The organism is Brevibacterium sp. 2SA (assembly GCF_005502845.1).
Classification (GTDB): domain Bacteria; phylum Actinomycetota; class Actinomycetes; order Actinomycetales; family Brevibacteriaceae; genus Brevibacterium.
This window is the reverse complement of the sequence record NZ_SCMW01000044.1, coordinates 1-25,946: the sequence shown is the minus strand read 5'-3', so window position 1 is coordinate 25,946 and position 25,946 is coordinate 1. Positions and strand designations below refer to the sequence as shown.

28 protein-coding genes and 2 tRNA genes are annotated in these 25,946 nt (G+C 69.0%); 9 read left to right on the top strand and 21 right to left on the bottom strand.

Annotation, left to right across the window (positions count from 1 at the left end):
- Positions 1-97 precede the first annotated feature (97 nt).
- Positions 98-502, bottom strand: a complete 405-nt coding sequence (locus FFS20_RS13795) for a universal stress protein (RefSeq protein WP_137826410.1) — start codon at positions 500-502, stop codon at positions 98-100.
- A gap of 101 nt (positions 503-603) precedes the next feature.
- Here FFS20_RS13795 and FFS20_RS13790 point away from each other — a divergent pair, with 101 nt between their 5' ends.
- Complete coding sequence (locus tag FFS20_RS13790) at positions 604-1,857, top strand: methyltransferase (RefSeq protein ID WP_137826409.1); 1,254 nt, start codon at positions 604-606, stop codon at positions 1,855-1,857.
- A 68-nt stretch (positions 1,858-1,925) separates the two neighbouring features.
- A complete protein-coding gene (locus FFS20_RS13785; protein WP_137826408.1) occupies positions 1,926-2,510 on the top strand; it encodes a hypothetical protein in 585 nt (194 codons plus the stop codon).
- 68 nt (positions 2,511-2,578) lie between these two features.
- Here FFS20_RS13785 and FFS20_RS13780 read toward each other — a convergent pair whose 3' ends face one another.
- Together FFS20_RS13780 and FFS20_RS13775 are read right to left on the bottom strand one after the other, a co-directional pair.
- Positions 2,579-3,967 carry an amino acid permease gene (locus tag FFS20_RS13780; RefSeq protein WP_249356858.1) on the bottom strand — a complete coding sequence of 463 codons (1,389 nt, stop codon included), beginning with the start codon at positions 3,965-3,967 and terminating at the stop codon, positions 2,579-2,581.
- A 49-nt stretch (positions 3,968-4,016) separates the two neighbouring features.
- On the bottom strand, positions 4,017-5,693 hold the full coding sequence (locus FFS20_RS13775; protein ID WP_137826407.1) for an amidohydrolase: 1,677 nt from the start codon (positions 5,691-5,693) through the stop codon (positions 4,017-4,019).
- 107 nt (positions 5,694-5,800) lie between these two features.
- On the opposite strand from FFS20_RS13775, the gene FFS20_RS13770 reads away from it, so the two are divergent.
- The gene (locus tag FFS20_RS13770; RefSeq protein ID WP_137826406.1) at positions 5,801-6,457 is read left to right on the top strand and encodes a TetR/AcrR family transcriptional regulator C-terminal domain-containing protein; all 657 of its coding nucleotides are present in this window, start codon (positions 5,801-5,803) and stop codon (positions 6,455-6,457) included.
- Between the two features lie 85 nt (positions 6,458-6,542).
- Here the strand turns inward: FFS20_RS13770 and FFS20_RS13765 are convergent, their stop codons facing one another.
- Positions 6,543-7,247, bottom strand: a complete 705-nt coding sequence (locus FFS20_RS13765; RefSeq protein ID WP_137826405.1) for a hypothetical protein — start codon at positions 7,245-7,247, stop codon at positions 6,543-6,545.
- A 31-nt stretch (positions 7,248-7,278) separates the two neighbouring features.
- On the opposite strand from FFS20_RS13765, the gene FFS20_RS13760 reads away from it, so the two are divergent.
- Entirely contained in the window at positions 7,279-7,728 is a 450-nt protein-coding gene (locus tag FFS20_RS13760; RefSeq protein ID WP_137826404.1) for an ASCH domain-containing protein, read from the top strand.
- On the opposite strand, the gene FFS20_RS13755 is transcribed toward FFS20_RS13760, so the two are convergent.
- From FFS20_RS13755 to FFS20_RS13700, 12 genes are all read right to left on the bottom strand, one after another.
- Positions 7,719-8,183 (bottom strand): GNAT family N-acetyltransferase, encoded by a 465-nt coding sequence (locus FFS20_RS13755; RefSeq protein WP_137826403.1) that lies wholly within the window; start codon positions 8,181-8,183, stop codon positions 7,719-7,721. The genes FFS20_RS13760 and FFS20_RS13755 overlap by 10 nt on opposite strands.
- 61 nt (positions 8,184-8,244) lie before the next feature.
- Entirely contained in the window at positions 8,245-8,634 is a 390-nt protein-coding gene (locus tag FFS20_RS13750) for a TfoX/Sxy family protein (RefSeq protein WP_249356857.1), read from the bottom strand.
- 4 nt (positions 8,635-8,638) lie between these two features.
- Positions 8,639-8,995, bottom strand: a complete 357-nt coding sequence (locus FFS20_RS13745; RefSeq protein ID WP_137826402.1) for a nuclear transport factor 2 family protein — start codon at positions 8,993-8,995, stop codon at positions 8,639-8,641.
- Between the two features lie 86 nt (positions 8,996-9,081).
- Entirely contained in the window at positions 9,082-9,516 is a 435-nt protein-coding gene (locus FFS20_RS13740) for an SRPBCC domain-containing protein (protein ID WP_137826401.1), read from the bottom strand.
- Positions 9,509-9,844, bottom strand: a complete 336-nt coding sequence (locus tag FFS20_RS13735) for a metalloregulator ArsR/SmtB family transcription factor (RefSeq protein WP_137826400.1) — start codon at positions 9,842-9,844, stop codon at positions 9,509-9,511. Before FFS20_RS13735 ends, FFS20_RS13740 begins: the two co-directional genes overlap by 8 nt.
- Positions 9,845-10,187: 343 nt before the next feature.
- Positions 10,188-10,269: transfer RNA gene (locus tag FFS20_RS13730), tRNA-Leu, on the bottom strand.
- A 49-nt stretch (positions 10,270-10,318) separates the two neighbouring features.
- Complete coding sequence (gene bcp / locus FFS20_RS13725) at positions 10,319-10,795, bottom strand: thioredoxin-dependent thiol peroxidase (RefSeq protein WP_137826399.1); 477 nt, start codon at positions 10,793-10,795, stop codon at positions 10,319-10,321.
- Between the two features lie 133 nt (positions 10,796-10,928).
- Positions 10,929-12,683, bottom strand: a complete 1,755-nt coding sequence (locus FFS20_RS13720) for a biotin carboxylase N-terminal domain-containing protein (RefSeq protein ID WP_137826398.1) — start codon at positions 12,681-12,683, stop codon at positions 10,929-10,931.
- A gap of 3 nt (positions 12,684-12,686) precedes the next feature.
- Positions 12,687-14,294: an urea amidolyase family protein gene (locus tag FFS20_RS13715; protein ID WP_137826397.1), complete on the bottom strand. Its 1,608-nt coding sequence runs from the start codon at positions 14,292-14,294 to the stop codon at positions 12,687-12,689.
- The gene (locus tag FFS20_RS13710) at positions 14,291-15,106 is read right to left on the bottom strand and encodes a putative hydro-lyase (RefSeq protein ID WP_137826396.1); all 816 of its coding nucleotides are present in this window, start codon (positions 15,104-15,106) and stop codon (positions 14,291-14,293) included. The genes FFS20_RS13715 and FFS20_RS13710 overlap by 4 nt, the downstream gene beginning before the upstream one ends.
- Entirely contained in the window at positions 15,103-15,873 is a 771-nt protein-coding gene (locus tag FFS20_RS13705) for a 5-oxoprolinase subunit PxpA (protein WP_137826395.1), read from the bottom strand. Before FFS20_RS13705 ends, FFS20_RS13710 begins: the two co-directional genes overlap by 4 nt.
- 1 nt (position 15,874) lies before the next feature.
- Positions 15,875-17,047, bottom strand: a complete 1,173-nt coding sequence (locus FFS20_RS13700) for an NRAMP family divalent metal transporter (protein WP_137826415.1) — start codon at positions 17,045-17,047, stop codon at positions 15,875-15,877.
- A gap of 375 nt (positions 17,048-17,422) precedes the next feature.
- Here FFS20_RS13700 and FFS20_RS13695 point away from each other — a divergent pair, with 375 nt between their 5' ends.
- The 5 genes from FFS20_RS13695 (at position 17,423) to FFS20_RS13675 (ending at position 21,752) form a co-directional block, all read left to right on the top strand.
- On the top strand, positions 17,423-18,061 hold the full coding sequence (locus FFS20_RS13695) for a GntR family transcriptional regulator (protein ID WP_137826394.1): 639 nt from the start codon (positions 17,423-17,425) through the stop codon (positions 18,059-18,061).
- A 463-nt stretch (positions 18,062-18,524) separates the two neighbouring features.
- A complete protein-coding gene (locus tag FFS20_RS13690; protein ID WP_137826393.1) occupies positions 18,525-19,439 on the top strand; it encodes a hypothetical protein in 915 nt (304 codons plus the stop codon).
- 72 nt (positions 19,440-19,511) lie between these two features.
- Complete coding sequence (locus FFS20_RS13685) at positions 19,512-20,051, top strand: DoxX family protein (RefSeq protein WP_137826392.1); 540 nt, start codon at positions 19,512-19,514, stop codon at positions 20,049-20,051.
- A 72-nt stretch (positions 20,052-20,123) separates the two neighbouring features.
- On the top strand, positions 20,124-20,945 hold the full coding sequence (locus FFS20_RS13680; RefSeq protein ID WP_137826391.1) for a fumarylacetoacetate hydrolase family protein: 822 nt from the start codon (positions 20,124-20,126) through the stop codon (positions 20,943-20,945).
- Between the two features lie 114 nt (positions 20,946-21,059).
- Entirely contained in the window at positions 21,060-21,752 is a 693-nt protein-coding gene (locus tag FFS20_RS13675) for an FCD domain-containing protein (protein ID WP_137826390.1), read from the top strand.
- Between the two features lie 66 nt (positions 21,753-21,818).
- On the opposite strand, the gene FFS20_RS13670 is transcribed toward FFS20_RS13675, so the two are convergent.
- The 5 genes from FFS20_RS13670 to FFS20_RS13650 all read right to left on the bottom strand — a co-directional run.
- Positions 21,819-21,891, bottom strand: a tRNA-Lys gene (locus FFS20_RS13670).
- 102 nt (positions 21,892-21,993) lie between these two features.
- On the bottom strand, positions 21,994-22,314 hold the full coding sequence (locus tag FFS20_RS13665; RefSeq protein WP_137826389.1) for a co-chaperone GroES: 321 nt from the start codon (positions 22,312-22,314) through the stop codon (positions 21,994-21,996).
- On the bottom strand, positions 22,307-22,594 hold the full coding sequence (locus FFS20_RS13660) for a DUF3618 domain-containing protein (protein ID WP_137826388.1): 288 nt from the start codon (positions 22,592-22,594) through the stop codon (positions 22,307-22,309). The genes FFS20_RS13665 and FFS20_RS13660 overlap by 8 nt, the downstream gene beginning before the upstream one ends.
- A 197-nt stretch (positions 22,595-22,791) precedes the next feature.
- Complete coding sequence (locus FFS20_RS13655; RefSeq protein ID WP_137826387.1) at positions 22,792-24,390, bottom strand: hypothetical protein; 1,599 nt, start codon at positions 24,388-24,390, stop codon at positions 22,792-22,794.
- Positions 24,391-24,499: 109 nt separating this feature from the next.
- Positions 24,500-25,946: hypothetical protein (locus FFS20_RS13650; protein ID WP_249356856.1), on the bottom strand; the 1,447-nt coding region annotated here is incomplete at its 5' end.

Below are 25,946 nucleotides of genomic sequence, written 5' to 3'. Positions count from 1 at the left end.
TGTGCCGCGCCGAGGTGGCGGGGCAGTGGGTGTCAACTGCGCCGAGGTGGCGCAGAAGTTAGACCATACACGACTGCAGGAGTCGTGTCCATGGTCGTCACCGGGTGCTCTGCGCCTTGACGGAGACGACGGGCACCTCGGCTTCGAGGATGATCCGCTGCGCCGTCGAGCCCATGATGAGCTTGCCGACGGGGGAGCGGCGGCGGGAGCCGATGACGATCATGCGGGTGTCGTCGGTCGCCTCGGCCAGCGCCAGGAGCTCTTCGACGGGATCGTTGCCGCGGAGGAACTGGAGGATCTCGTGGGAGACCTCCGAGTCGCGCAGGGTCGTCTTGAGCTCTTCCATGTCGGCGTTCGTCGCCACGCCGCGCTCGTCGGGAGTCTCACCGATGCCGGCATTGAGCACGATGACGGTGTCGTCGAACGCCCGGGCCTGTTCGATGCCGAATGCGACCGCGGCCTTGCCTTCGGGCGAGGGGGAATAGCCGACGAGGATGGTCATGTTCACTCCTGGATGCGTGTGGGGATTCGAGCTCCCTCAATTAGTAGCACATCTCACCTGGCGTGAGCGCGGCCATGACCTCGCCGCACTAGACTGAGCGGATGCCCGGCTCCCTCCTCGCCCCCGACTCCCAGGCTCTGCGCACCCGCGACGAGATCCTCGCCCGTCTGCCGCTGACCGCGCAGACCCCGGGTCTGCCGCAGGCCAGGCTGCTCGCCGACTACGTCATCGGACGCCGCGGCGGGGTCCTCGATGTCTCCGGTCGGACGACCGACGGCACGCACGCCTCACCCGCCGATGCCCCTGCCCGGATCATCGTCGTCGACGACCCGCACGGTCTGCAGGCGCGCGTGCTCAGCGAGTTCGCTCCCGTCGCGACCTTCAATGACCGTCTCGACGAAGCGGAGGCCGTGACCGCTGCGGCTCCCGGCGCCGAGGTGGTCGCTGACCTGGGACGATACGTGTCCACGCGGCTCGCCGAGGTGGAAGCCGCACACTCGTCCGAGGCCCACGAGGAGCCTGAGGTGTGGGCGGTCGTCAACGCGCCGAAAGCGACGAGCGCCCTCGCCGAGGTCGTCGCCGTGCTCCAACCGCTCGTGTCGACGCTCATCGTCATCGGCCGCAGCGACGTCATGAGCCGGGCGGTGAACAAGGAGCTCGCGCGCGGGTTCGGCCGGGTCGACGTCTCCCCGGGCGTCGGGAAGCACCGGCTCATCATCGGCAGCCGCCCGCTGTCGACACCGTCGCTGACGACCTTCCCGCGCCGCGGCACGATCGAGGCGACCGCGACCGGCCCCCTCGAGGTCAGCGCTCACGGGGCGTGCTTCTCCGGGACGAAAGCCGACGAGGGGTCGACGCTTCTGCTCACCGCCTTCGCCGAGGCGGGCGCCGCCCCGGATGCGCCGGCCGCCCTGACCCGTCCGGCCTCCGTTCTCGACCTCGGCGTCGGCAACGGGTGGCTGCTCACCGCGGCACTGCGCGTGACGGGGGCGGGCACGGGAGTCGGCGTCGACATCTCCCGGGCGGCGGTCGCCTCGGCGCAGGAGACGGCGGCGGCCAACGGACTCGACATCGCGACGATCCTCGCCGATGCCACCGACGCCGATGCTCTCACCGGGGAGTTCGACCTCATCCTCCTCAACCCGCCGTTCCACCACGGCACGGCCATCGAGACGGACACGGCAGGCGCGCTCATGCGCACCGCGGCCGCGCACCTGCGATCCGGCGGACGGGTGGTCACGGTCTTCAACTCTCATCTGCGCTACCGTGACCGGCTCGAGTCGCTCATCGGTCCGAGCGAGCAGCTGGCGCGCACCGCGAAGTTCACGGTCGTCAGCAGCCGGGCGGACGGCTGACCGGACCTCTCGAACGACATTGTGGTCCATGTCACCTGTTGTTCATGTGGCGGACCTACCGTCGGGGCATGAATGACGACAGCGTGGCCTACGACCGCATCGAATACACCGAGGTCGACGACATCCTCCAATGCACGACCGACACCTCGCACCCCGTGCTGCTGACGAAGGCGGCACTCGACGGGACACCGGCCGAGGTCGTCGACTGCAATCGCGAACTCGTCGCCCGCTCGCTCGACCGCGCGGCGACGATCGAGGATCTCTCCCGCGACTCCGTCCGCAGCAGCTACGTCGACCTCTACCAGGCCGCGGTGACCGAGCGCGGGTGGGCCTGGTACCGCGACCGCGTGCCCCGCACGGCGAGGGAGCTCGCGCTGCAGGGGCTCAAGCTCATCGGTGCCCGCGAGCACCTCGACCTCGTCGTCCGTGCGATCGAGGAGGATCTCGACGACGAGACCTTCCGCTCGGCCTTCGACACCGCCGAGGCGGCAACCGCGCTCGAAGCTGTCAACGCCGCCTTCCTCCTCGACCTGCCGACGATCAACGTGCTCAGCGAGACCGACATCGAGACCGCCCTGAGCATCGAGTTCTCCGGTGAGGGACTGCCTGCCGACTACCCGCGCTGGCGCGGAGACCTGAGCATCTTCGGCTGAGCGGTGGCGCAGCCGGCGCTGCGCGGACCGCGGCTCCGACGATGCCGGCTCAGCGCGCCGATGCCGGCCTATTCGCTGAGATCGAGTGAGGGCGTGGGCCGACGGAACCCGCGGGTGACGACGGCGAGGTAGGCGATGCCGATCGCCAGCCACGCGAGCCCGATGAGCAGGGTGCGCGGGGACAGGCTCGTCCACAGCCACACGGTGAGCCCGAAGCCGATGCCGGGCAGGACGATGAAGCTGAGGACCGCGCGGGCGCCCCGGCGCCCGCCGTCGATGAAGTAGTGCTTGATGACGGCGAGGTTGACCGCGGAGAACGCCATGAGCGCCCCGAAGCTGACCATCTCGGAGATGAACGTGAGATCGACGGCGAGGGCGAGGAGGGAGACGACCCCGACGGTGATCGTCGCCCACACCGGGGTGAGGAAGCGCTTCGACAGACGGCCGAAGAATCCCCGGGGCAGCACGCCGTCGCGGCCCATCGCGTAGAGGATCCGCGACACCGAGGCCTGGGAGGTCAGCGCCGACCCGCACGCTCCTGCGACGTAGGCGGCGGTGAAGAAGATCGTGAGGAACTGACCGCCGGCCGCGGCCATGACGTCGAGGGACCCGGATTCGGGGTCGGCGAAGGCGTTCGACGGATAGACGAGCTGCGCGATGAGCGAGAGCACGATGTAGATGAGTCCGCCGGTGACGGTGGCGATGACGATCGCGCGCGGCACCGAGGTCGTCGGGTCCTTCGCCTCCTCCGACAGGGTCGAGACCGCGTCGAAGCCGAGGAACGACAAGCAGAGGATCGCCGCCCCCGCCATCACCGCGCCGAATCCGTCGACCGAGCCGTCGCCGGTGAAGGGTGCGGCGAGGTCGACGGTGCCGGATCCGGAGAGCGTGACAGCGGAGAGGACCGCGAAGGTGACGATGAAGATGCCCTGCGCGGCGATGATGACGATGTTCGCCCGCGCCACGGACACGATGCCGATGATGTTGAGGACGGTGACGAGGACGATCGCGGTGAGCACGAAGACCCAGGCCGGGATCATCGGCAGGGCGGCGGAGAGGTAGAGGCCGATGACGAGGTAGTTGATCATCGGGAGGAAGAGGTAGTCGAGCAGCAGTGCCCACCCGGCGGCGAACCCGACTCCGGCCCCGAACGTCTTCTGCGTGTACGTGTACGCCGATCCCGCGAAGGGCAGCGCTGCGGACATCTTCGCGTACGAGCGGGCGGTGAAGACCATGGCGACGAGCGTGATGACATAGGCGAGCGGAACGCGGCCGCCGGTGATCTCGGTGACGATGCCGTACGTGGTGAACACGGTGAGCGGCACCATGTAGACGAGGCCGAAGAAGACGAGCGAGGGCACGCCGAGGGCGCGACGCAGGTGACCTGTGGATGCCGAGGTCGCGTCCGCTGACAGTGCGGGGGTCGGCTGTGACTGAGGGTCTGGGTGGTGGGACATCATCGTCCTTTGCGTGATCGATTCCGTGTTATCGGGCCCGTGCCGGGGCTTATCGGGCCTGTGCCGGGTCGGCGTCGGAGGAGTGGAGGAGGGTCCCGCGCAGGTACGTGGCGCGCACGGGCAGGGCCGCGAGTTCCGCCGGGCCGAGGGTGCGCGGGTCGGTGCCGAGAATGACGAGGTCAGCGCTCGCCCCGGGACGGATCTCACCCCAGGGCGCCGGTGCGGCGTCGGCGAAGGCCTGGTGGGCCACGCTCGCCGAGTACGCGTCGAGGGCACGGGCGGGATCGACGATCTCATCGGGAGTCCACCCGCCCACCGGTCGGCCCTCGCTCGTCTGCCGACTCGTCGCGATCGCGAGGCCTTCGAGCGGGGCACCGGAGGACACCGGCCAATCGGATCCGAAGGCGAGGGTCGCCCCCGTCTCGAGGATCGTGCGCATCCGATACTGCTCCTCGGACCTCTCCTCGCCGAGGCGGGGCACCGTGAGCACGGTCATGAGCGCATCGAGCTGCGCCCAGAGCGGCTGCATGGTGGCGATGATCCCGAGTTCGGCGAAGCGATCGAGATCGGCGGCGGCGACGAGCTGGGCGTGGGCGATGACGGGGCGCCGGTCGCGCGGACCGTTGGCGGTGATCGCGGACTCGATCGCATCGAGGGCCTGGCGGACGGCGGCATCGCCGATCGCGTGGATGTGGATCTGGAAGCCGGCCGCGTCGACGGCGGTGACCGCCTCGGCCAGTGTGTCTCCCTCCCACACCCGCATCCCATGGTTGTGCAGGGACGAGCAGTACGGTTCGAGGAGCGCTCCGGTCTCGTTCTCGACGACGCCGTCGGCGAAGAACTTCACGGTCTCGGCGGTGAGCAGGGGTGAGGCGGCGTCCCGGACGCGCTTCCGCGATGCGATCATCACTGGCAGCTGGGTGCTGAAACGGCGCGGATCGGCGTAGAGCGCGAGATTGAAGCGGATCCCGAGGCGGTCCTGGCGTGCCGCGGTGAGGTAGGTGTCGACGTCGGCGGGTTCGACCCAGGCGTCCTGGACCCACGTGACTCCGCGTTCGAGATAGTAGGCGGCGGCGCGCTCGAGGGCACGGAGGCGTTCGTCGTCGGACTGGGGTGGTTGGACGGCGGCGATGAGGTCGACGGCACCCCATTCGCGCAGAGTGCCCAGCGGCGTCCCGTCGGACCGGCGGGGGATCTCCCCGAGCACCGGATCCGGGGTCTCGGCGGTGATGCCGGCGAGCTCGAGGGCACGGGAGTTCACCCACACCGTGTGATAGTCCCAGGCGCGGAGGACGACGGGACGGTCGCTGACGGCGGCATCGAGCCAGCGGGCATCGAAGAGCCCGCCCTCGACGAGGCTGCCGTCATAGGATGCGCCGATGATCCATTCCGCCTCGGGGTGGGCGGTGGCGAAGCGGGCCACCTCGGCGACGATCTCCTCAACGCTCTCACACCCTCTCACCTGGGGGCCGGCGGCTTCGAGGCCGCCGAACAGGGGGTGGGCGTGGCCGTCGCCGAAGGCGGGCATGAGGAATCCGCCGGCGAGGTCGACGTGCCGGGCACCCTCCGGTGCCGCGAGGTCGGCCCCGGTGCCGAGGCCGAGTTCGTCCGCGCAGGCGCTCGCGCCGACGGCGGCGATGATGCCGTCCTCAACGAGGAGGGCGTCGCTGGGTTCGCGGTCTGCCCCGCACCAGATCGTGCCGCCGGAGAAGAGCGTGGTCGCCACCGTGGGAATCCTTTCGCTGCCGTGCATACGAACACTGTTCGTATCTGTGACCTTCAGCACGATACACTCGTCACGGACATGAGGGAAGTGCGAATCAGGATGTGATCATGCGGCTCAATCGGGACAGGCTCGTCGCCGCCGCCCTCGACCTCGTCGACTCCGACGGTGCCGAGGCGCTGTCGATGCGGGTGCTCGCCGACCGCGTCGACCGGCAGGTCTCCTCGCTCTACAACCACATCAGCGGACGCGACGACCTCATCGAGGCGATGCGGGCGCAGATCGTCGCCGGCATCGACGTCAGCGCATTCCGCTCCGTCGACAGTCAGGGCACGTCCGCCTCGGCGAAGAGCTCGGACGGCGTTGTCACCTGGGACGTCGCTCTCGAACTCTGGGCGCGCTCGTATCTGCGGGCCTTCGCCGCGCACCCGAACCTCATCCGCCTGCTGGCGACGACGTCGATCCGGGATCGGTCGACGTATGCGATGTACGACGTCGTCGTCGCCGGGCTGCGCCGCGGCGGCTGGCCGGAATCTGAGGTCATCGCCGTCGTGCGCACCGTCGAGGCGCATGTGCTCGGATCGGCCCTCGACATCGTCGCACCGGGAGATCTGCTGGTACAGGGTGCCGCGGGGGAGGAGTTCCCGGCGGTCCACGCCGCGCTCGCCACCCACAATGCCGACTCCTATGGGGCGGCGCCCTCGTTCGACCTCGGGTTGGCCGCTCTCATCGACGGGCTGCGTTCGCGGTTGGCGGCAGCGGCCTGAGCAGACGCCGTCGGGTGAACCGTTCGTGGTCGCGAACCGGCCGAAACGGTGAGGTGGGCTCGGTTCTGTGACCGCAGACGGCCGCTCAGAGCTTCGGCTCGCCCCAGATGCCCATGGCGAGGAAGACGAGGCCGGCCAGCAGCGTGAAGCCGGTGGCCCACGGTCGCAGGTCCGCCTCGGCGAGGCGGGCGAAGAACCCGGAGATGCGGTCGGAGATCCGGGGGAAGCGGTTCCACGCCCAGGTGAGGAGCACGTACGGTGCGATCATCGCGGCGATGAAGACTGTGAAGGTGGCGCCGCGGACGGCGATGTCCTCGCTGACGGCGCGGACGATGCGGGCGACGATGTACATCGTCGCGAAGTCGCTGAAGCTGATGACGGTGTTCGAGACGCCGATGACGATCATCGCCCACGGTTTGCCGGTCGGCTTCTTGTGCGGCTTCTTCGGCTTCGGCGGACGGCGCAGCTGGAGGGCCATGATGATGCCGGCGATGAGGAAGAGGACGCCTGCGGCGAGGTCGACGCCGCGGCGCACGAGGACCTTCTCGACGTCGCGGCTGACGAGGGTCTCGAGCGTGTGCGGGTCGATGACCTGGAGGGCGAGGAGGATGACGGTGGCGCCGATGACGAGACCGAGGAGCATGAAGCCCATCGCACGCTTGGCCCGCGGGACGTCGGTGAGGACGCGCAGGGACTCGGCGATCGTCGTCGGACTGATGCCCATGACGAGGCCGAGCCCGATGAGGCTGACGGCGGCGCCGACGAATCGCAGGAGGTCTGTCTCAAGCATGGGAGCAACACTACCGGGGTAGGGTCACTCCATGGATGACACGAGGCTTGCCGATTTCTGGGCCGCGGCGCGGGCGGCCGAGCCGACTCTGCCTCCGGCCGTTCCTGCGGCGTGGGCCTTCGGTGCGACTCCTGCGCAGGCCGATGACCTCCTCGCGCTCGTCCTCGCCGGCGTCAAGACGGCGACCGCCTCGGCGCTCGACGACTACGACGTCGACGGAGATCCCCTGCCCCGAGCTGGAGATGCGAACATCGTCCTCGACGGCCGGGACCGACCGCGGGCAGTCATCGTCACCTCGGCGGTGGAGATCCTTCCCTTCGCCGAGGTGACCGCGGAGCATGCGTGGGCCGAAGGCGAGGGCGATCGATCACTGGCCCACTGGAGAGCCGAGCACGAGGAGTTCTGGCGCGCTGTCCATCCGTCCGGGTTTCGGCCTGACATGCCGGTCGTGTGCGAACGGTTCCGGCTCGTCTATCGCTGAGACGGAGCTGCGTCGTAGGTGAGCCAGTGCGTTTTCGTTGCGACCTTGTCGTAGAGGGCCTGGGCCTGCGTGTTGTCATCGGCGGTGATCCAGCGGACGACGGACCGTCCTTCGGCAGCGGCGAGGTCCTGGAGCCGGGCGATGAGAGCGCGCCCGGCCCCCGTGCCGCGGGCCTCGGGTGCAGTGAAGAGATCGTCGAGCCAGATCCCGGTCGTGCCGGTCGACGGCCGGGCGAAGCGACGGTAGTCGGCGATTGCGACGATCTGACCATCCGCCTCGGCGACAAGACTCTCGCTCTCATGGGACGGATCGCTCACCCAGCCCCAGACCCGAGCGACGACGTCCTCGGATTCGGGCAGGTGGTAGAACTCGCGGTAGGCGCGGAAGAGCTCGCGCCAGCGGGTCTCATCGGCTGATTCGACCGGGCGGACGGTCACCTCTGCATTCGCACTCATGTGGCCACTGTAGGACCGAACTCGCCCGATGAGGAAGAGTCGGCGCAGCTCCGCGCCGGGATCAGCCGCGTGTTCCGCTGACCGCCCGATTGTGCTCGAGCGCGAGGCCGACCCACCGGGTGAGATCGGCCTCGCGCTCGAGTGCCGTTGCAGCGACTTCGATCCAGCCCGGCCCCATCGTTCGCCCGGCACCCATCTCGGCCTGCGCGGCGCCGGGGCGGTCAAGCAGCTCGGCGTGCCGATCGGCATCGACGCGGGCGAGCAGGGCACCGGTCTTCAGCGCACACACGGCGAGCTTCTCGTAGACCATGAACGAACGTCCGCCGAACATCGAGACCTCGCGCACGACGGCTTCTCCCGCGAGCGCGGTGCGCACACGGTCGACGAGGCGCGTCTGCTCCGGGGTCATCATCGGCTCACGCCCGGCGATGACGGCAGCGATGCTCGGCACAGCATCACTGCGGGGGAGGGCCGTAGGAGAGGCGGTCGAACATGAGCACGGTCTCCGTGATCTTGCCGTCGCGCACGGTGAAGAGCTCGGCCGCCGGAGTCGTTCCGGTCTCAGCGGTCTGCGGATAGTAGAGACGGACGATGCGGTCCCCGTCGGAGAATTCGCCGATCTCCTCGATGCCGGTGAGCATCGGAGCGAAACCGCCGATGAACTCGGTGTAGGCCTCGATGCCGGTGATGTCCTGGCCGGGTGCCCGACAGACGATGTCGTCGGCGACGAGGGCCATCGCCTCGTCGATCCGGTTGTTCGTCCACGCGTCGTGGTATCGCTGCACGACGTCCGCTGCGGTGTTCTCTGCCATTGTTCTCTCCTCTTCGAGTGATGGAACCTGAGTGGTGGATCCTGTGCGGTGGAGCGTCAGTGGTGCGGCGGCGAACCGTGCGATCATCAGCCCGGCAGGGGCCGCCAATCGTCGGGGTCGTTGACGGCACCGGCGCCGGCGACGACGAGCCGCGGCAGGAAGTGCGCCCAGCCGTGGGCGTGGCCGGGCACCTCGGCGTCAGGCAGGTCCGAATGGATGAGATCAACGCGGGTGCCCGAGTCGGTTGCCGTGAGTCGGAACTCGACGGTCGAGGCACCGACCGGCAGATCCGCACTTCCGGGGAAGCCCCAGGAGACGACGACACGGTGGGGCGGGTCGATGTCGATGAACTCGCCGCGGACCGGATGGCCGGCGATGTCGACAGCGAACCGACCGCCTCGGCGAGGATCGAGGTCGGCGAACTCGCCCATCCACGCCGTCATGCCCTCGTTCGTCGTCAGATAGGAGAACACCGTCTCCGGCGCGGCGGCGATGTCGACAGAGTCCGTGAACTCAGCCATTGCCGCTCCTCTCCTGACTCTCGACAGCGGCCTTGAGGGCGGCGAGCTTCGTCGGCCAGAAATCGTCGAGGTACGACCGCACCGCGGCCAGTCCGTCGGTGTCGACGGCGTAGAGGTGGCGCGTGCCCTCCCGGGTGCCGGTGGTCAGGCCCGCCTTCGCCAGTACGCCGAGGTGGTGCGACGTCGTCTGCTGGGAGAGTCCGACCTCCTCGGCGATCGTTCCCACTGGTTTCGGTGCCGAGCGGACCGCGCGCAGGATCGCCCGGCGGTTCCCGTCGGCGAGCGCACGCAGCGCCCGGTCGAGCTCTGGTTCGGGTACTGCGCTCATCGTGGTCCTCGGTGCTCGGATGCGCTGGCACCCTCACCATAACACAAATATTCATTTGTACTTATAGACGTGAGTGGAGAAAGGCGGGTGACGGCTCACGAGTGGGGGTCAGAAGCCGACTGAGCAGTCGTGCGCGGGAATCTCGCGCGACGATCCGGTTGGGGCCAGTTGCGACTTAGACGGACAGTGCAGGAACTGGCCATCTCGGTGTGAATTGGCGCAAACCCGGACTCGCCTGGCGCGTCGAGGCAGGCGGCGAACCCCTCACCAGACCGATTGAGGGGGCTCGTTCCCGCAAGCGCCGAACGGCCCCCGACCGTGGTCGGGGGCCGTTCATCTCATGTGCGCGAGAGGGGACTTGAACCCCTACGTCCGAAGACACTGGAACCTAAATCCAGCGCGTCTGCCAATTCCGCCACTCGCGCGCAGGCCGCACCAAGCCTAGCAGGGCACGGGCATGCGGCGGAACGGGAATCAGGCGGCGGCGTCGATGCCGAGCGCCTTGCGCAGTCGCGCGACGTGCCCGGTGGCCTTGACGTTGTACTGGGCGAGTTCGACCTTGCCTTCAGCATCGACAATGACGGTCGAGCGGATGACGCCCTGGACGACCTTGCCGTAGTTCTTCTTCTCGCCGAAGGCACCCCACTCGTCCATCATCGTCTTGTCCGGGTCGGAGAGCAGCTCATAGGTGAGCCCTTCCTTCTCCTCGAACTTCTTGAGCTTCTCCGGCGAATCGGGGGAGACGCCGAGGACGACGAGACCGGCAGACGTGAGCGCCGAGAGCGAATCCCGGAAGTCACACGCCTCGGTCGTGCAGCCGGGCGTCATCGCTGCGGGGTAGAAGTAGACGACGACCCGCTGACCCCTGAAGTCGGACAGGCTCACCGACTTCCCGTTCTGATCGACGAGCGTGAAGTCCGGGGCGGTGTCGCCGACTGTCAGACGTGGCATGGAATCTCCTCTGGTGCATTCGATCGTTGCTGCCCCTCCACTCTAGCCGCGACATCGGACACGACCCTCACGCGGCCGGACACGACCATCGCGGAGGCGGTGCACCGTCCCAGTCCCACCGCGGGTCCGTCCGTCACCGGACCTTGGCGATCGCCTCCCCGACGGCGACGGTGTCGCCGACCGCCGCGAGGCGAGTCAGCGTCCCCGCTGCCGGCGCGGTCACGCGGGTCTCCATCTTCATCGCCGAGAGCACGGCGACCTCGTCGCCGGCGGCCACCTCGGCGCCGTCGGCGACGAGGAAGTCGACGAGGCTGCCCGGCACCGGTGCCGTGACGAGAGCCGACCCGTCATCGGAGTCCGCATTCCCCGCGGAATCAGGCGAAGGTCCGGCGTCCGCACCCGTCGACGCAGCGCCCCCGACCGACCCGAGGGAGGCAAGCAGAGCGCCCGGCAGACCGATCGTCGTCATCCGCCCGTCGATCTCGATGTCCATCCGCGTCAGGCCCTCGGCAGCGACCGGCGCCGGCCGGTCCTGCGGGGCGAACTCGGGCAGCAGCTCCGCTTCGATCCACTGCGTGTCGATGCCGATGACGTCACCGGCGAACGCAGGATGGCGGAGGATCGCGAGCGATGCCGGCAGCACCGTCGCGGGCCCGGTGACGGTGAGCTCGCGTGCGGCAGTGATCGTCCGGGCGATCGCCGTCGCCCGGTCAGGGCCGTGGACGATGAGCTTGGCGAAGAGCGAATCGAAGGCCGGCTGCACGGTGTCACCGGCGCGCACGCCCGCATCCCAGCGCACTCCCGGCCCGCCGGGCACGGTGAGGGCGTCGATGCGGCCCGGTGTGGGAAGGAATCCGCGACCGGGATCCTCAGCGTTGAGACGCAGCTCGATCGCGTGCCCCCGCACCTCGGGAGTCGCCGTCAGCGACAGCCCTTGACCGAAGGCGATGCGGAACTGCTCGGTGACGAGGTCGACCCCGGTGACCGCCTCGGTGACGGGATGTTCGACCTGGAGACGGGTGTTGACCTCGAGGAACGTCATCGTGCCGTCGGCGGCGAGGAGGAACTCGACGGTGCCCGCGCCTCGATAGTCGACCTCGGCGCAGATCGCCTCAGCCGACCGCTGCAGACGGTCCCGCTGCTCAGCACTGAGATTCGGGGCGGGGGCCTCCTCGACGAGCTTCTGGTTGCGCCGCTGCGCCGAACAGTCGCGGTCACCGACGGCGACGACGGTGCCCAACCCGTCGCCGACGACCTGGACCTCGACATGCCGCGGATGCTCGAGGAACTTCTCGACGAAGCACTCGGGACGACCGAACGCCTCGACGGCCTCTCGGGTCGCCGATTCGAAGGCCCCGGCCACCTCGGTGAAATCGCGGACGATCTTCATTCCGCGCCCGCCGCCGCCGTGCGCGGCCTTGATGATGATCGGCAGACCGGCTTCGCGGGCGAAGTCCTCGACCTCGGCGGCGCCGGTCAGCGGCCGGTCGATGCCCGGAGCCAGCGGTGCTCCGACCTTCTGCGCGAGCTGCCGGGCGGTGACCTTGTCCCCGAGCGCGGTGATCGCCTCCGGACTCGGCCCGATCCAGATCAGCCCCGCGTCTTCGACCGCGGCCGCGAACTCGGCGTTCTCGGAGAGGAACCCGTATCCGGGGTGGACGGCCTCGGCCCCGGAGGCCTGTGCCGCGGAGATGATGGCCGGGATGTTGAGGTAGGTCTCCGCGGCGGTCGTGCCGGGCAGTCCGACGGCGACATCGGCGAGCTGCGTGTGCAGGGCCGTGGCGTCCTGATCGGCGTAGACGGCGACGGAGGTGTGCCCGTTCTCGGCGCACGCGCGGATGATGCGGACGGCGATCTCGCCGCGGTTGGCGATGAGGATGGTCGGCATGGCTCAGCTTTCGTCGGAGGGGTCAGGGGATGCGGAGTCGGCGGCTGCGGGCGAGCGGAAGCGGATGCGCACTCCCGGGGGCAGCTGCGCGGCGAGGTCGGTGTCGTCGACGCTGGCGATGATCGGATAGCCCCCGGTGAGCGGATGGTCGGGTCCGAAGAGCACCGGCTGGCCGTTCGGCGGGACCTGCAGGGCACCGGTCACCGCGCCCTCGCTCGGCAGCTCACCGGTCCGCGCCCGCTCGAGCGGCACCTCCCCGGCCAGCCGCAGACCGACCCGATCCGATTCGTGTGTGACCGTCCACTCCTGCGTGAGCAGGGTGTCGATGCCGGCAGGGGTGAACCAGTCGTCCCGCGGCCCGAGGGTGACGGTGAGCTCGACGAGGTCGCCCGGTGCCGGCAGGACCCGATCCGCGCCGAGGCGGAGCCCGGGATCGACGAGATGCGGAGCGGCGGACGGAGCGGCGAGGTCGATCGTGTCCCCGGCTGTGAGTGCGGCGGGCCCGAGGTGGGCGAGGGTGTCCGCCGAGGCGCTGCCGAGCGCCGTGTCCGCGATGATCCCCCCGCGGACTGCCAGGTACCGACGCGCGCCCGTCTCGGTCGGCCCGAGCTCGAGCAGGTCGCCATCGACGAGGGAGAACGCCTCGCCGAGGCGGTGGCGGAACACTGTTCCGTCAGCGGCGGTCACGGTGATCGGGCCGCCGGCGCCGGTGACGGCGGCGACCCCGTCACCGGTGACGCGCAGGCTGACCACGCCGCCGAAGCTCTCGAGGACCGCGGCGGACTCGGCGTTGCCGACGAGACGGTTGGCCTCGGCGAGCGCGGACCGGTCGGCGGCTCCCGCGCTCGACACACCCATCGACGCGAACCCGGGACGCCCGAGGTCTTCGATGAGGAGTTGGAGGCCCGGCTCGATGACGGTGAGGGAGTGGGACGCGGAGGAGTCCGCCGTCGACGACTCCGCCGACGCAGGCGCCTCAGCCGCTCGCGCGCTCGCCCTCCCGGCGTCGACGAACGTCACGATGGTCCCGGGCACGAAGAGCGCCGGGGGCTGCCGGTCGAGGTCCCAGAGGATGGCATCGGTGTGGCCGATGAGCTGCCACCCGCCGGGGGAGGCCCGGGGGTAGACCCCGGTGAACTCCCCGGCGAGGCCGACCGCCCCGACGGGCACGCGGGTGCGCGGGGACGATCGGCGGGGCACGTCGAAGAGCGGGTCGTCGCCGGCGAGGTACCCGAACCCGGGGGCGAACCCGGAGAACGCGACCTCCCAGCGGGCGCGCTGGTGGCGGGCGACCACCTCGGCGGGGGAGACGCCGAGGAGGGCGGCCACCTCGGCGAGGTCCTCACCGTCGTAGCGGACGTCGATGGTCACGGTGCGCCCGGACCCGGTTGCGGAGTCGGTGACGTCGAGGCCGGTGATGGCCTCCTCGAGGGCCGGCGCCGAGGTGCGGGCCGGGTCGAAGCGGATGAGCACGGTCCGCGCGGCGGGCACGAGTTCGACGACGCCGGGCAGCGCCGCAGCCTCGAGGGCATGGTTGAGCTGCATCGACGCGGCGAGGTCGGCGGATTCGACGAGGAGATGCCGGCGTGAGGCGGTGCGGAAGACGGTCACTGGCGGTAGTCGCTTTCGGGGGCGTCGGTGATGAACATCCGCCCGGGGGAGTGGGTGAGGGCGAACGGCGGGGCGGACTCGGCGATCGCGACCTGCGGGGTCACCCCGCACGCCCAGAACACGGGGACGTCGCCGGACTCGATGACGGGCGGGTCGCCGAAGTCGGGGGCGTCGAGGTCGCGGATCCCGAGGGCCGCCGGGTCGCCGATGTGGACGGGAGCGCCATGGACGGCGGGGAAGCGGTCGGTGATGCGGACCGCTTCGGCGACCTGGGCGGCGGGGATCGGCCGGAGCGAGACGACCATGTCCCCGGAGATCCGCCCGGCAGGCCGGCACGCGGTCGACGTGCGGTACATCGGCACGTTGCGCCCGGCCTCCTGGTGGCGGATGGGGATGCCGGCCCGTGCGAGGTCGGCCTCGAATGTGAAGCTGCAGCCGATGAGGAACGACACGAGGTCGGGGTGGTCGGCGAAGACGGACGAGGCGTCGTCGACCTCGGCGGTCAGTTGCCCGTCCTCCCACACCCGGTAGCGCGGCAGGTCGGTGCGCAGATCGCTGCCGGCAGCCAGCGCCGATTCGACCCGGCCGGGTTCGAGGACGTCGATGACCGGGCACGGCTTCGGGTTGCGCTGGGCGAAGAGGAGGACGTCGAAGGCCCAGTCGGCGGGCACGGCGATGAGGTTGGCCTGGACGAGTCCGGGCGCCATCCCCGAGGTGGGACCGGTGAAGCCGGCACGGATGCGGGCACGGGCCTCGACCCCGGCCGACGTCTCCGTCGCCCCGGCCGCCGCCCCTGCCGACGTCGGTGTCACGGCTGTGCTCCGACGAACGGGGCGATGCTCACGCCGGCGTCGGTGAGGATGTCACGCGAGGCCTGGGCCATCTCGATCGAGCCGCGGGAATCCCCGTGGAAGCAGATCGACTGCGCGTCGACGGTGATCGTCGATCCGTCGATCGCTTCGATCTCCCCGGTCTCGACGAGGCGCAGGACGCGGGCGGCGACGAGCGCCGGATCGTCGAGGACGGCCCCGGACTCGGTGCGGGAGACGAGCGAGCCGTCGGGATTGTAGGCGCGGTCGGCGAAGGCCTCGGCGGCCACGGTCAGTCCCGCCTCGGCGGCGATCCGGTTGGCGACGCTGCCGGCGAGGCCGAGGAGGACGAGGCTCGGATCGACGGCCCTGACCGCCGCGGCGACGACCTTGGCCTGGGCTTCGTCGTGAACGATCGTGTTGTAGAGACCGCCATGGGGTTTGACGTAGCGGACACGGCCGCCGACCGCCGTGGTCAGGCCGATGAGGGCACCGATCTGGTACTCGACCTGGGCCTGCAGGGTCGCTGCGGGCACGTCCATGGGGCGCCGGCCGAAGCCCTCGTAGTCGTCGTAGCCGGGATGGGCGCCGATGACGACGCCGCGGTCGGTCGCCTCGGCGACGGTGTGCTTGATCCCCTCAGGACTGCCCGCATGGAACCCGCACGAGACGTTCGCGCTGGTGACGATGCCGAGCATCGCATCGTCGTCGCTGACGATTCGGTCGGGGACGTTCTCCCCGAGGTCGGAGTTGAGGTCAATGGTGGTCATATCAGACTCCTATTCCGATCATGGCGAAGATGGGGCCGATCGATTGAACGGCCATGTACCAGGTGAGCAGGGTCGCGGCCGTGCCGATGACGAGCAGCCACTTGGGGTAGGAATCCGTGCGCAGCAGCTGCGGGCGGAACCAGCCGATGTACATGAAGATCGTCAGACCGATCGGGAGGATGAGGCCATTGAAGCCGCCGACGAAGACGAGCAGGGTCGCCGGTGCGGTGCCGACGATGAGGTAGACGACGAGGGAGACGACGATGAAGGCCACGGTCGCCAGCTGCAGCGGCCAGCCGCCGCCGAGGCGCTTCGAGAACGCGGAGAGGAACGTCGCTGAGGTGTAGGCCGCCCCGATGACCGAGCTCAGTGCCGCAGCCCAGAAGATCGCCCCGAAGATCCGGATGCCGGCATCGCCGAGGACCGCGGCGAACGCCTGACCGGCGGGGTTGGCGACCTGGCTCTCGATGTCGAGGACGACCCCGGAGGCGACGACGCCGAGGATCGCGAGGAAGAGGACGTAGCGCATGATGCCGGTGACGACGATGCCCGAGAGCGCCGAGCGCATCACCGACGGCGCGTTCTCCGGCCCGGTCTTGCCCGAGTCGAGGTAGCGGTGGGCCCCGGAGTACGTGATGTAGCCGCCGACGGTGCCGCCGACGATCGTCGTCACGGTCGCGAAGTTGATCGAGTCGGGAAGGACGCTCTGGCGCAGGGCCTCGCCGACGGGCGGCTGGGAGACGATGGCGACGATGACGGTGAGGACGATCATCCCGACGCCGAGGACGAGGACGACGGCGTCGACGACCTTGCCGGCGCGTTTGAAGAGGAAGATGCCGATCGCGAGCACGCCGGTAAGCAGCCCGCCGAGCTTCGGGTCGATCCCGAGCAGCGCGTTGAGGCCGAGCCCGCCGCCGGCGATGTTGCCGATGTTGAAGGCGAGTCCGCCGACGACGATGAGGATCGAGAGGACGATCCCGGAGCCGGGCACCGCGGAGGAGGCGAGCTGCGCGGCGCGCTTGCCCGAGGAGGTGATCATCCGCCAGATGTTGAGCTGGATGGCGATGTCGATGAGGATCGAGACGAGGATCGCGAACGCGAACGCCGCCCCCATCTGCGCGGTGAACGTCGCGGTCTGGGTGATGAAGCCCGGTCCGATCGCCGAGGTGGCCATGAGGAAAATGGCCCCGACGATCGCGCTGCGGCTGATCGCGGACTTCGTCGCCGCCGCGGCCGAGCCCGTCTGTGCGGACGTGAGCAGGTGGGCCGATTCGCCGCTGTGCGGCGTCGACCCGGAACCGGGATCCGGCGACGGGGACCCTGATGACTGTGACATGCGTTCTCCACGATGAGTTCGAAAGCGGTTCCGGATCGCGCGCAGAAGCCGACTGCTGTGTCGTGCCCCACAGGTTCACCGAATATTGGTAAACAATGTAGCACTGATTGTTCAACAAGAATAGACCTGCGTCACAGTTCGGGCGCTGAGGTTGTCGCGCACGCGGCCGCGCCTGTCTGGCTGTGCGGTGGGGTGAGTGACTACGATGGTGGTGTGAATCACGAATCGTCCCTGGTCAATCGCCTCACCGATCGTCTCATCGCAGGCTCGCTCCGACCCGGGACGCGCCTGTCCGAGGCGGCGCTGGCCAAGGAGTTCGACGTCTCGCGCAACACATTGCGCGAGGCCTTCCGGGTCCTCGGCGAACAGGGGCTCATTGACCACGTCCCCAACCGCGGGGTCTCCGTCGCCTCGCCGAGCACCGCCGACGTCATCGACATCTACCGCGTCCGCCGCACCGTCGAATGCACCGTGCTCGCCCACGCGCCCCGCGCGCATCCGGCGGGCGCGCGGATGCTGCGGGCCATCGAGGAGGCGAAGGCCGCCGCCGAGGCCGGCGACTGGCTGCAGGTGGGGACGTCGAACATGGAGTTCCACAACGGCGTGGTCTCCCTCTCCGACAGCGTGCGGCTGATGCGCTCGTTCGGCAATGTCCTCGCCGAGCTGCGGCTGGCCTTCCTCAAGGTCGAACTCCTCGACTTCCTCCATGCACCGTTCGTCGAGCGCAACGAGGAGGTCTATAACGCCTACGTCAACGACAGCCCGGCCCAGGCGGCCGCGCTGCTCGGGACCTACCTCGGCGATTCCGAGCGGCAGGTCCTCGGCGCCTACGCCCGCGCCGGCCAGGCGTGAGCCGAAGCTGGTGGGCAGAGGCTGCTGAGGAGACGCGACCCGGCTGAGGTGAGTTGCGGCTGCTGAACCGATACGGGCGAAGCGCCCGGCTCGCTGTCGGCCAGAAGTCGATATGCCCTCGACCAGTTGCCGGCATCTGGACTTTTCGCCTGCAGTGCCGGGCGATCATGAACTTCTCGCCGGCACCGCGATCTTTCGCCGACGCCCGCACTTCCCGCGAACACCTCGCATTTGCCGACACCGGCACTTTTCGCTGGCGACACCACCTTTTGCGCGCGCCACCACTATTCGCCGACGCACCATGACCGCGCACAGGTGCCTCCTCCAATCCGATCGCCGCACCCAACCCTTGACATTGAGTATATTGAATACTATGAATTGACGTGTCAGGGATCACAGCGAAGTGATCGGCCCCGCGGTTCGCAGAAGAAGTCGGGTGCCGACCGAGGAGAGGAGCAGCCCGATGCGACCATTGGTGCAGCGACTGGGATACGTCACGGTGGAGTCGTCCGACCCCGAGGGGCTCGCGCAGGACACGGCCGACAAGATCGGCGCACGCGTCGTGGAGAGGGCCGAGGACGGAACGATCCTCATGTCCTCCAACCAGCGTCATGCCGAGTACATCATCAAACAGGCCGACGGGAACCGGCATGCGCAGTGCGGCCTCGAAGCCGTCAGCGCCGACGCGATCGACGAGGTCAGGCGCCGCTGTGAGGAAGGCGGACTCGAGGTGCTCACGACGACGCCGTCGTCGGAGGCGATCGAGAAGTCGGTGACCTTCGTGACCTCTGAGGGCCATGTCTTCGAGGTCCACACGCCGATGCGCCACGATCGCGCGCTGCGCTACAAGGGACCGGGCATGCGCCCCAAAGGCCTCGACCATGTCAACTTCACCGCTGCCGACCCGGAACGCTGGACGCACGAGATGAACGTCTCCTGCGGGTTCCTCCTCAGCGAACGCAGCACCGGGCACGAGATCGCGTGGCTGCGCGGGGCCGACGGGCGACACCACACGGTCGCGATCGTCGCCAGCGACGTCGGCGGTCTCCACCACACGAGCTGGGAGTTCAACAGCTTCCAGGACTTCCGGGGCATCGCCGATTCGCTCATCCCCGACGAGCGGCGCCTGACCTGGGGGCCGGGTCGTCACGGGGCCGGGGACAACCTCTTCATGTACTTCACGAACTCCTCGGACTTCCTCATCGAATGCATCGCGGAGATGGAGGTCATCGACGACATCTACGCGGAGCCGCGGGTCGTCGATCCCGGGGAGAACCTCTCGAACTGGAAGCTCGTCGACCTCTGGGGCTCGCGGCCGCCGATCGAATGGGTCGAGCAGAATACGGCGCTCGCTCCCGAATCGAGCTTCTCGGTGTGAGCTGAGCCCGGCGGGTCCGCCCACCTCGGGGCGGAGGCCGGACATATCAGAGTCGGAAGGAATGGGATCGTTATGGAACCGTCCACCATGGACTGGGGCATCGCAGGGATGCGGGTGATCATCGCCCTCATCCTCTTCGCCCACTCGACGCAGAAGCTGTGCGGGTGGTTCTCGGGGTCGGGCCCCGCAGCGACAGCGGGACTGTTCGAGAAGCTCGGGCAGCGACCCGGACATGTCATGGTCCGCGTCGCCTCGGTGTTCGAGCTCATCGCCGCTGTCAGCCTGCTGTTCGGCGTCCTCACACCGATCGGGATCGGCCTGGCGGTTGCGACGATGATCGTCGCCGGAGCGGCACTGAGCGCGGTCAGCGGCACGTTCTGGAACGCGCTCGGCGGAGGCGAATACCCCTTCTTCATCGCCGCCATCGTCGCTATGCTCGGGATCACAGGGCAGGGTGCCCTGTCGCTCGACACCGTGCTCATGCCGTCGATCGCGGCCCTCTACCCGATCATCCTGCCGATCGCGGTCGTCGTCGGCATCCTCGGCGCGATTCCCATGGTCATGCGCACCAGGAGAGCGATCCGCGACGCCGCAGCCAGCACCCAGTCCTAGGACCGAGGGCAGAGCGGCGACGAACACAGACACGCACGACAGACACGCACCATACAGACGAAGGAGACAGACATGCCACTCATCGGATACCTCGACAACGGAGTCCGCCACATCGGCGAGGTCCGTGGGGACGACGTGTACCCCATCGGAACCGTCGAAGCGTTCTACGCGGGGGAGGTCGACACGCCCGCCGAGGATGCCGCGCCGATCGCACGTGCCGAACTCACCGAAGCCCCGTTCGTGCCCGAGACCTCGCGGGTCTTCTGCGTGGGGATCAACTATCACAGCCATGCCGAGGAGTCGAAGCGCGGTGCCGGGCAGGATCTGCCGAAGTTCCCGATGATCTTCGGCCGGTGGGAGTCGACACTCGTCACCACCGGCACGACGGTGCCCGTTCCGGCGAACGAAGGACTCGACTGGGAGGTCGAACTCGCCTTCGTCATGAAGGACACGGTGTGGATGGCTGACAAGGAGACCGCTCGCAGCCATGTGCTCGGGTACACCGCGTTCAACGACATCAGTGCGCGAAAGAAGCAGCTCGCGACGACGCAGTTCACACTCGGCAAGAATGCCGACCGTTCGGGTCCGATCGGTCCTGAGCTCTACCGGCCCGACGAGATCGGCGACGTCGACGATCTCACCGTGACGACGACCGTCAACGGCGAGGTGATGCAGAACGGCAATACGCGCGACCTCATCTTCAAGATCGAGGATCTCATCGCCTACATCACCGATACCGTGACGATGCTGCCCGGCGATGTCGTGGCGACCGGCACGCCCGGGGGAGTGGGGCTCGGCCTCACCCCGCCGCGGTATCTTGGACCCGGTGATGTCGTCGAGGTCGAGGTCGAATCGATCGGGAAGCTGCGCAACGAGATCGTCGAACATTCCTGAGCCCGCAGGCGGGGTCGCGGCGTCACCTGCGGCGGCGACCGCGACCCCGCTTTCGTACAATGCAATGGCGGCACGTGCCATGGCAGTGCGTGCGAAGACGATGATGGAGGGCGAATGGCACGGGAGATGACGGTGCAGGTGAGTGCGGGCAGCGGACGGTCACGGGCCGTCGAAGTGGCCGACCTCATCGCGCAGAGGTCCCAGAAGGCCGACCCGAACACGCATCTGGGGACGAAGCAGAGCCTGTGCAAGGAGATCGGGGTGGCACCGGGCACCCTCAACGAGTCGCTGCGGATGCTCGAGGCGCAGGGGCTCATCACGATGCGCACCGGCCCCGGGGGCGGTGTGTTCGCCGCCGAGCCCGATCCCTTCGTCCACATCGGGCAGGCGATGATCCGCGTCCGCGACGACGCGCGGTCGGTGGCCCAATCCGCCGTGGTGAGGAATGCGCTCGAGCCGGAAGTCGTGCTCGACGCCGCACTCAACCGGTCAGAGGAGCATCTGGCGCTGCTCCGCGAGCGGATGCGGGTCATCGAGGCCAGAGTCGATGAGGACCTCGGACTCGCCCACGCGATCTGGGATTTCCACCGAGCGGTCTATGCCGCCGCGGACAACGAGGTCCTCGCCTCGATCTGCCGTGGCCTGCTCGACCACATCGCCGGCCACGCCGAGGCGATCCTGCCGAAGACGCCTGAGCAGAAACGGACCCGTGTCGAGGGGCATCGTGCGCTGCTTGAGGCGATCGAATCCGGTGACCCGGACGTGGTCGCCGAGGCGATGGAGCTCCATGAGGAGGCGCACCGCTGAGGGCGCCCGGGCGCCAATGCGAAGAACCGCCGTTCGGATGATCCGAACGGCGGTTCCTGTGTGCTGTGCGCCCCCCGGGACTTGAACCCGGAACCCACTGATTAAGAGTCAGTTGCTCTGCCAATTGAGCTAGAGGCGCGTGCCGCGCACGTTGCGCAACGAGAATTAATACTACTCAGGAGCCAGCCTCGCGTGCAAACCGAATCCGGGGATTTTCCGGTTTTGTGACTGAGGTCGCAGGTCAGAGGTACATTCCCGCGCTCGACTGCTCGGCCGGCTCGGAGATCGCATGGACGTCGCGCTCCCGCAGCAGCACGTACGCCTGACCTTCGAGTTCCACCTCGGCGCGATCTTCGGGATCGTAGAGCACGGTGTCGCCGAGGTTGGCCTGTCGCACGTGCGGACCGGCCGCGACGACTTCGCCCCAGACCAGCCGCCTGCCCATCGTGGCCGTGGCGGGGATGACGATGCCGGCGGCCGACTTGCGCTCATCGGCCTCCTCGCCCGGATCGACGAGGATCCGGTCGTGGAGCATGCGGATCGGCAGAGCAGTGTCAGGCACGCTCGTCCCGACCGGAGAACCCGACGATGAGGGCGGCGACGCCGAGCACGGCACCGGCGCCGAGGGCGATGGCCTCGGTCTTGGGGGAGCCGTCCTCGTTGATGACGGTCGACTTCGCCTTGTCGACGGCGCGGTTGAGCAGGGCTTTCGGGTGCAGGCGTCCCACCAGTTCGTCGATGTTGCCGGTCAGTCGCTCCTCGCGCAGCCGGATCGATTCGGCCAGCTGGGCTTGGGTGGCGTTGTCGACGGTCACATCTGAGGTGTAGACGTTGTCAGTCATCGGGTCGAATCCTCCGAGTCGCGAATGCATTGTTCACCTGTGACTGGGCGTCACAGGACCTTGCCGTCCAGCTTAGCTGTTGACTTCTCCCGGTGTCAGATACGCGGCTCGGAGTGCCGGAATCTCACGACGTCGACTGTGGCATCGCCCGGCATGTCCGGATAGTGCCCGCGCAGACTGGTGCGCGGGGCAGCCGCTCAGTCCTGCTGCTTGTTGCGGCGGCCGACGAGGAAGAGGATGAAGCCGACAGCGGCCATGCCGAACGCGGCGAGGACGAAGACCGGCCACGAGCTCACGATCGTCGAGATGAGCGACTCGCCGAAAGAGCTTGCCGGCTGATTGTTGCCGCGCGGGGCCGTCTGGTCGCCGCCGGTGATGAGGTCGGTGTCGTCCTCGGGCGTCGGGACATCCGGGTTGCGGGGGACCGGGTCCGAATAGTCCGGGTGCGGTGCGCTTCCGCCCCCGGGCACCCAGCTGTCGCCCGCATCGCCGGGGATGACATCACGCTCGTTGCCCTGGCCGTTGCCCGTCGACGGCGCTTCGGTGTTCTCCTCGTCGCCGGCGCCATCGCCGCCGTCGGCACCAGCAGCGGCATTCGCGTCGGCTCCGTCGGCACCGGTGCTCGGTGACGGGCTCGGGCGCTCGTCGCCGCCGTTCGCTGCGGAATTCGACGAGCCCTCTGAAGTTGCCCCTGCGTCAGCGCGTCCGTTCGCGGCCGCCGATGAATCCCCGCGGGACCCGGAACCGTCTGAACCCGAGGACGTCGAGGATCCGGAGCCGCTGTCGTCACCCGGTGAGTTCGCGTCGGACGACGTCGAGGAATCGCCGCCGTCGGCGCCGGTGCCGTCGGAACCGCCGCTCGAGCTGCCGCCGCCCCCGGCGGTCGAGGAGCCGTCGTTCGACCCCGTCGATCCGCCGTCGGAATCTGGGTAGGGCGTCCCGGTGACGGTGATCGTGTTCGTGCCGTTGACGTTCTCGACCGTGAAATCCCAGTCCGGGTTGCTCGTGAAGTTCGCGAAGGTCACCGGGCGGTCCGTCGCCGGGTCGATGACCTCACCGTCGGCGTTGAGCGAGAACGTCGTCGGCACCGCGGCGGGGGCGCGGTTGTCGATGGGGTTGCCGCTGTCATCGGTCTCACCGTTCGCATCGGCACCGGTGTCGGTGTCCGCGGAGTCCCCGGCAGCACCGGAATCGGACTCGGCGCCGGAATCGGCCTCGGCACCGGAATCGGACGGCGCCTCGGTCGACTGCGCCGGCACGCGAGCCCGGGACGGGGGTCCGGAGAATTCCTTGCCGATCCAGCTCTCAGGCATGCCGGCGTCGCCGGTCGGCAGTGTCAGCTGTTGAGTGCGATCGTCCCAATCGGCGCGCAGCGGAACGGTCTTCGCCACACAGGGCTCGCCCTCCGGTGCGGTGTTCGGGTCCTCACACTTGGGGTCCTCGGTCCCACCGCCATCGGCAGCGCCGTCACTGTCCGCATCGTCTCCGGGGATGATGCCGTCGGATTCGCTCGTGCCATCGGCGCTCGCGGTCGATCCGTCCGCCGAGGTGGATCCGCCCGATGAGGCGGTGCCGTCGGCTCCTGCGCCGGCATCGGCCTCGGCGCCGGAATCCGCGCTCGCCGCGTCCGTACCCGCATTGGAGTCAGCGGTCGCCGCTGACCCGGCATCCGCCTCGGCGACGGCCGGAGCTGCATGCGAAGGGTTGGGAGCGAACGTCAACGGCAGCGCCACGAGGGTAAGAGCAGTGCCGAAAGCGGCCACGGTGCGGCTGAGCTCTCGAGTGGTGATCGACACTGTGGTCCTTCGGGTGGAGATTCCGGTCAACGTCCCTTCAGGGTGGCATGACGCGAAGGCGCGCCGGCCACCATCATAGTGGCTGAGCGAACGCTGTTAAAGCTCCGGTTCATCCGCCCGGGGTCGCGGGCTTCTTCGGGTACGCCCGGATCGTCGAGTCGGGGCCGTCGACGATGGCGAGATTGCCCGCGTCGGCGACGGCGAGCAGTCGCGTGTCGGACCGGTACGCCGTCTGCCCGGCAAGGAGGCATGCCGCTTCGCTGTCGATCGTGCAGGGGACGATCGTGCCCTTGGGTTCGGAGAGGTTGATGTCGCGGCCGGAGGCGTCGACGAGCAGCAGACCCGTTTCGAGGTCGAAGAGGTACGGGCCGATGTAGGCGCGCTGACCGCCCTGACCGCGGACCCAGGACATCTCGCCGACGATGTCGGTCGTCGTCGTCACCGTCGAGAGGATCGACCCGTCCTCGAGGGAGTGGACGACGAGCTGGATGCGGTGGCCGCTGTTCGTCGACGCGCCCTGCTCGCCCCACAGGGCGATGACCTTGCCGTGGCCGGCGGAGATCCATTTGATGATGCGCAGCCCGTCGGCCGGGGATTCGAGGCCGATGCTGCGCTCGTCGCCGCTGCTGATGTTCGTCGCCACGACGGGTCCGTCGTAGTCGGCGCTGTAGAGCTCGCCGTTCTCGACGGCCATCGGGGTCGACCCGCTGTCGGGGGTGGGAATGTCGATGAGGCCGTCCTGGCCGAAGGTCGCGAGCTTGTTGCCGGACTTGACGAGCACGCTCGTGCCCGCCGAGGAGATCCGCGCGTTCGTCGGCAGCTGGTAGGTCTTCGGGGTGCTCTCGCCGTCGAAGAGCGCCTGCGCGGAATCGCCGACCTGCCACAGGAGGGCGGCGCGGCCGTCGATGCGGGTGTCGACGGCGAAGGTCGGGGCCTCATCGGTCTGGCCGGAGTAGCGGACCGTGCCGTTGGCGGCGTCGAGGACCTCGAGATTGCCGCCGTCGACGACGAGGACTCCGCGGTCGGAGGCTGTCACCGAGGCGGTGCCAGGGATCTTCGCCTGCCACGTCGGCGTGTTCGCGAAGCTCGGGACGATGTCGTCGGTCTTCTCCACCGAGATGTCGGAGGCGGGATTGAGCTGCTGGTCGGAGGCGATGGTCTGCGGGGAGTCCGTGGCGTTCGTCGGCACGATGTTGGGCACGACGAAGGCCCCGATCATGAGGATGGCCATGCCGATGAGGACGAGGCCGGGAACCGTGAGCCTGCCCAGCCGCGTCTTCCCTGTCCGCGGCACGCGTGTGCGCGGGGGCTGCTTGCGGGCCGCCTTCTGCTTCGGTGCCGCAGGTGCCTGCGCGGCCGGACCGGAGTACGGGGTGCCGAGCGGATACTCATCGGCGGTCGAGCCCGCATCGGTCGTTCCCGGCCCGGTGCTGTCGCCGGCGCGGTCGTCGGTGGCGCGGGCGTCGGTGGCGCGGCCGGCGCGGTCGGTCGCGCGGTGGGCGGCGTCCGCCTCGGCGGGGGGCTGCGCGGACACCGGGGACTGGACGGCCCTGGGG

Excerpts from the sequence above, each read along its gene's own strand:
- FFS20_RS13795 (WP_137826410.1), bottom strand. The coding sequence starts at position 502 with ATGACCATCCTCGTCGGCTATTCCCCCTCGCCCGAAGGCAAGGCCGCG.
- FFS20_RS13755 (WP_137826403.1), bottom strand. The coding sequence starts at position 8,183 with ATGAGTGCGAATGCAGAGGTGACCGTCCGCCCGGTCGAATCAGCCGAT.
- FFS20_RS13745 (WP_137826402.1), bottom strand. The coding sequence starts at position 8,995 with ATGGCAGAGAACACCGCAGCGGACGTCGTGCAGCGATACCACGACGCG.
- FFS20_RS13765 (WP_137826405.1), bottom strand. The coding sequence starts at position 7,247 with ATGCTTGAGACAGACCTCCTGCGATTCGTCGGCGCCGCCGTCAGCCTC.
- FFS20_RS13705 (WP_137826395.1), bottom strand. The coding sequence starts at position 15,873 with ATGACCACCATTGACCTCAACTCCGACCTCGGGGAGAACGTCCCCGAC.
- FFS20_RS13660 (WP_137826388.1), bottom strand. The coding sequence starts at position 22,594 with ATGACTGACAACGTCTACACCTCAGATGTGACCGTCGACAACGCCACC.
- FFS20_RS13680 (WP_137826391.1), top strand. The coding sequence starts at position 20,124 with ATGCCACTCATCGGATACCTCGACAACGGAGTCCGCCACATCGGCGAG.
- FFS20_RS13720 (WP_137826398.1), bottom strand. The coding sequence starts at position 12,683 with ATGCCGACCATCCTCATCGCCAACCGCGGCGAGATCGCCGTCCGCATC.
- FFS20_RS13770 (WP_137826406.1), top strand. The coding sequence starts at position 5,801 with ATGCGGCTCAATCGGGACAGGCTCGTCGCCGCCGCCCTCGACCTCGTC.
- FFS20_RS13700 (WP_137826415.1), bottom strand. The coding sequence starts at position 17,047 with ATGGCCACCTCGGCGATCGGACCGGGCTTCATCACCCAGACCGCGACG.
- FFS20_RS13690 (WP_137826393.1), top strand. The coding sequence starts at position 18,525 with ATGCGACCATTGGTGCAGCGACTGGGATACGTCACGGTGGAGTCGTCC.
- FFS20_RS13785 (WP_137826408.1), top strand. The coding sequence starts at position 1,926 with ATGAATGACGACAGCGTGGCCTACGACCGCATCGAATACACCGAGGTC.
- FFS20_RS13685 (WP_137826392.1), top strand. The coding sequence starts at position 19,512 with ATGGAACCGTCCACCATGGACTGGGGCATCGCAGGGATGCGGGTGATC.
- FFS20_RS13735 (WP_137826400.1), bottom strand. The coding sequence starts at position 9,844 with ATGAGCGCAGTACCCGAACCAGAGCTCGACCGGGCGCTGCGTGCGCTC.
- FFS20_RS13675 (WP_137826390.1), top strand. The coding sequence starts at position 21,060 with ATGGCACGGGAGATGACGGTGCAGGTGAGTGCGGGCAGCGGACGGTCA.
- FFS20_RS13790 (WP_137826409.1), top strand. The coding sequence starts at position 604 with ATGCCCGGCTCCCTCCTCGCCCCCGACTCCCAGGCTCTGCGCACCCGC.
- bcp (WP_137826399.1), bottom strand. The coding sequence starts at position 10,795 with ATGCCACGTCTGACAGTCGGCGACACCGCCCCGGACTTCACGCTCGTC.
- FFS20_RS13760 (WP_137826404.1), top strand. The coding sequence starts at position 7,279 with ATGGATGACACGAGGCTTGCCGATTTCTGGGCCGCGGCGCGGGCGGCC.
- FFS20_RS13780 (WP_249356858.1), bottom strand. The coding sequence starts at position 3,967 with ATGTCCCACCACCCAGACCCTCAGTCACAGCCGACCCCCGCACTGTCA.
- FFS20_RS13740 (WP_137826401.1), bottom strand. The coding sequence starts at position 9,516 with ATGGCTGAGTTCACGGACTCTGTCGACATCGCCGCCGCGCCGGAGACG.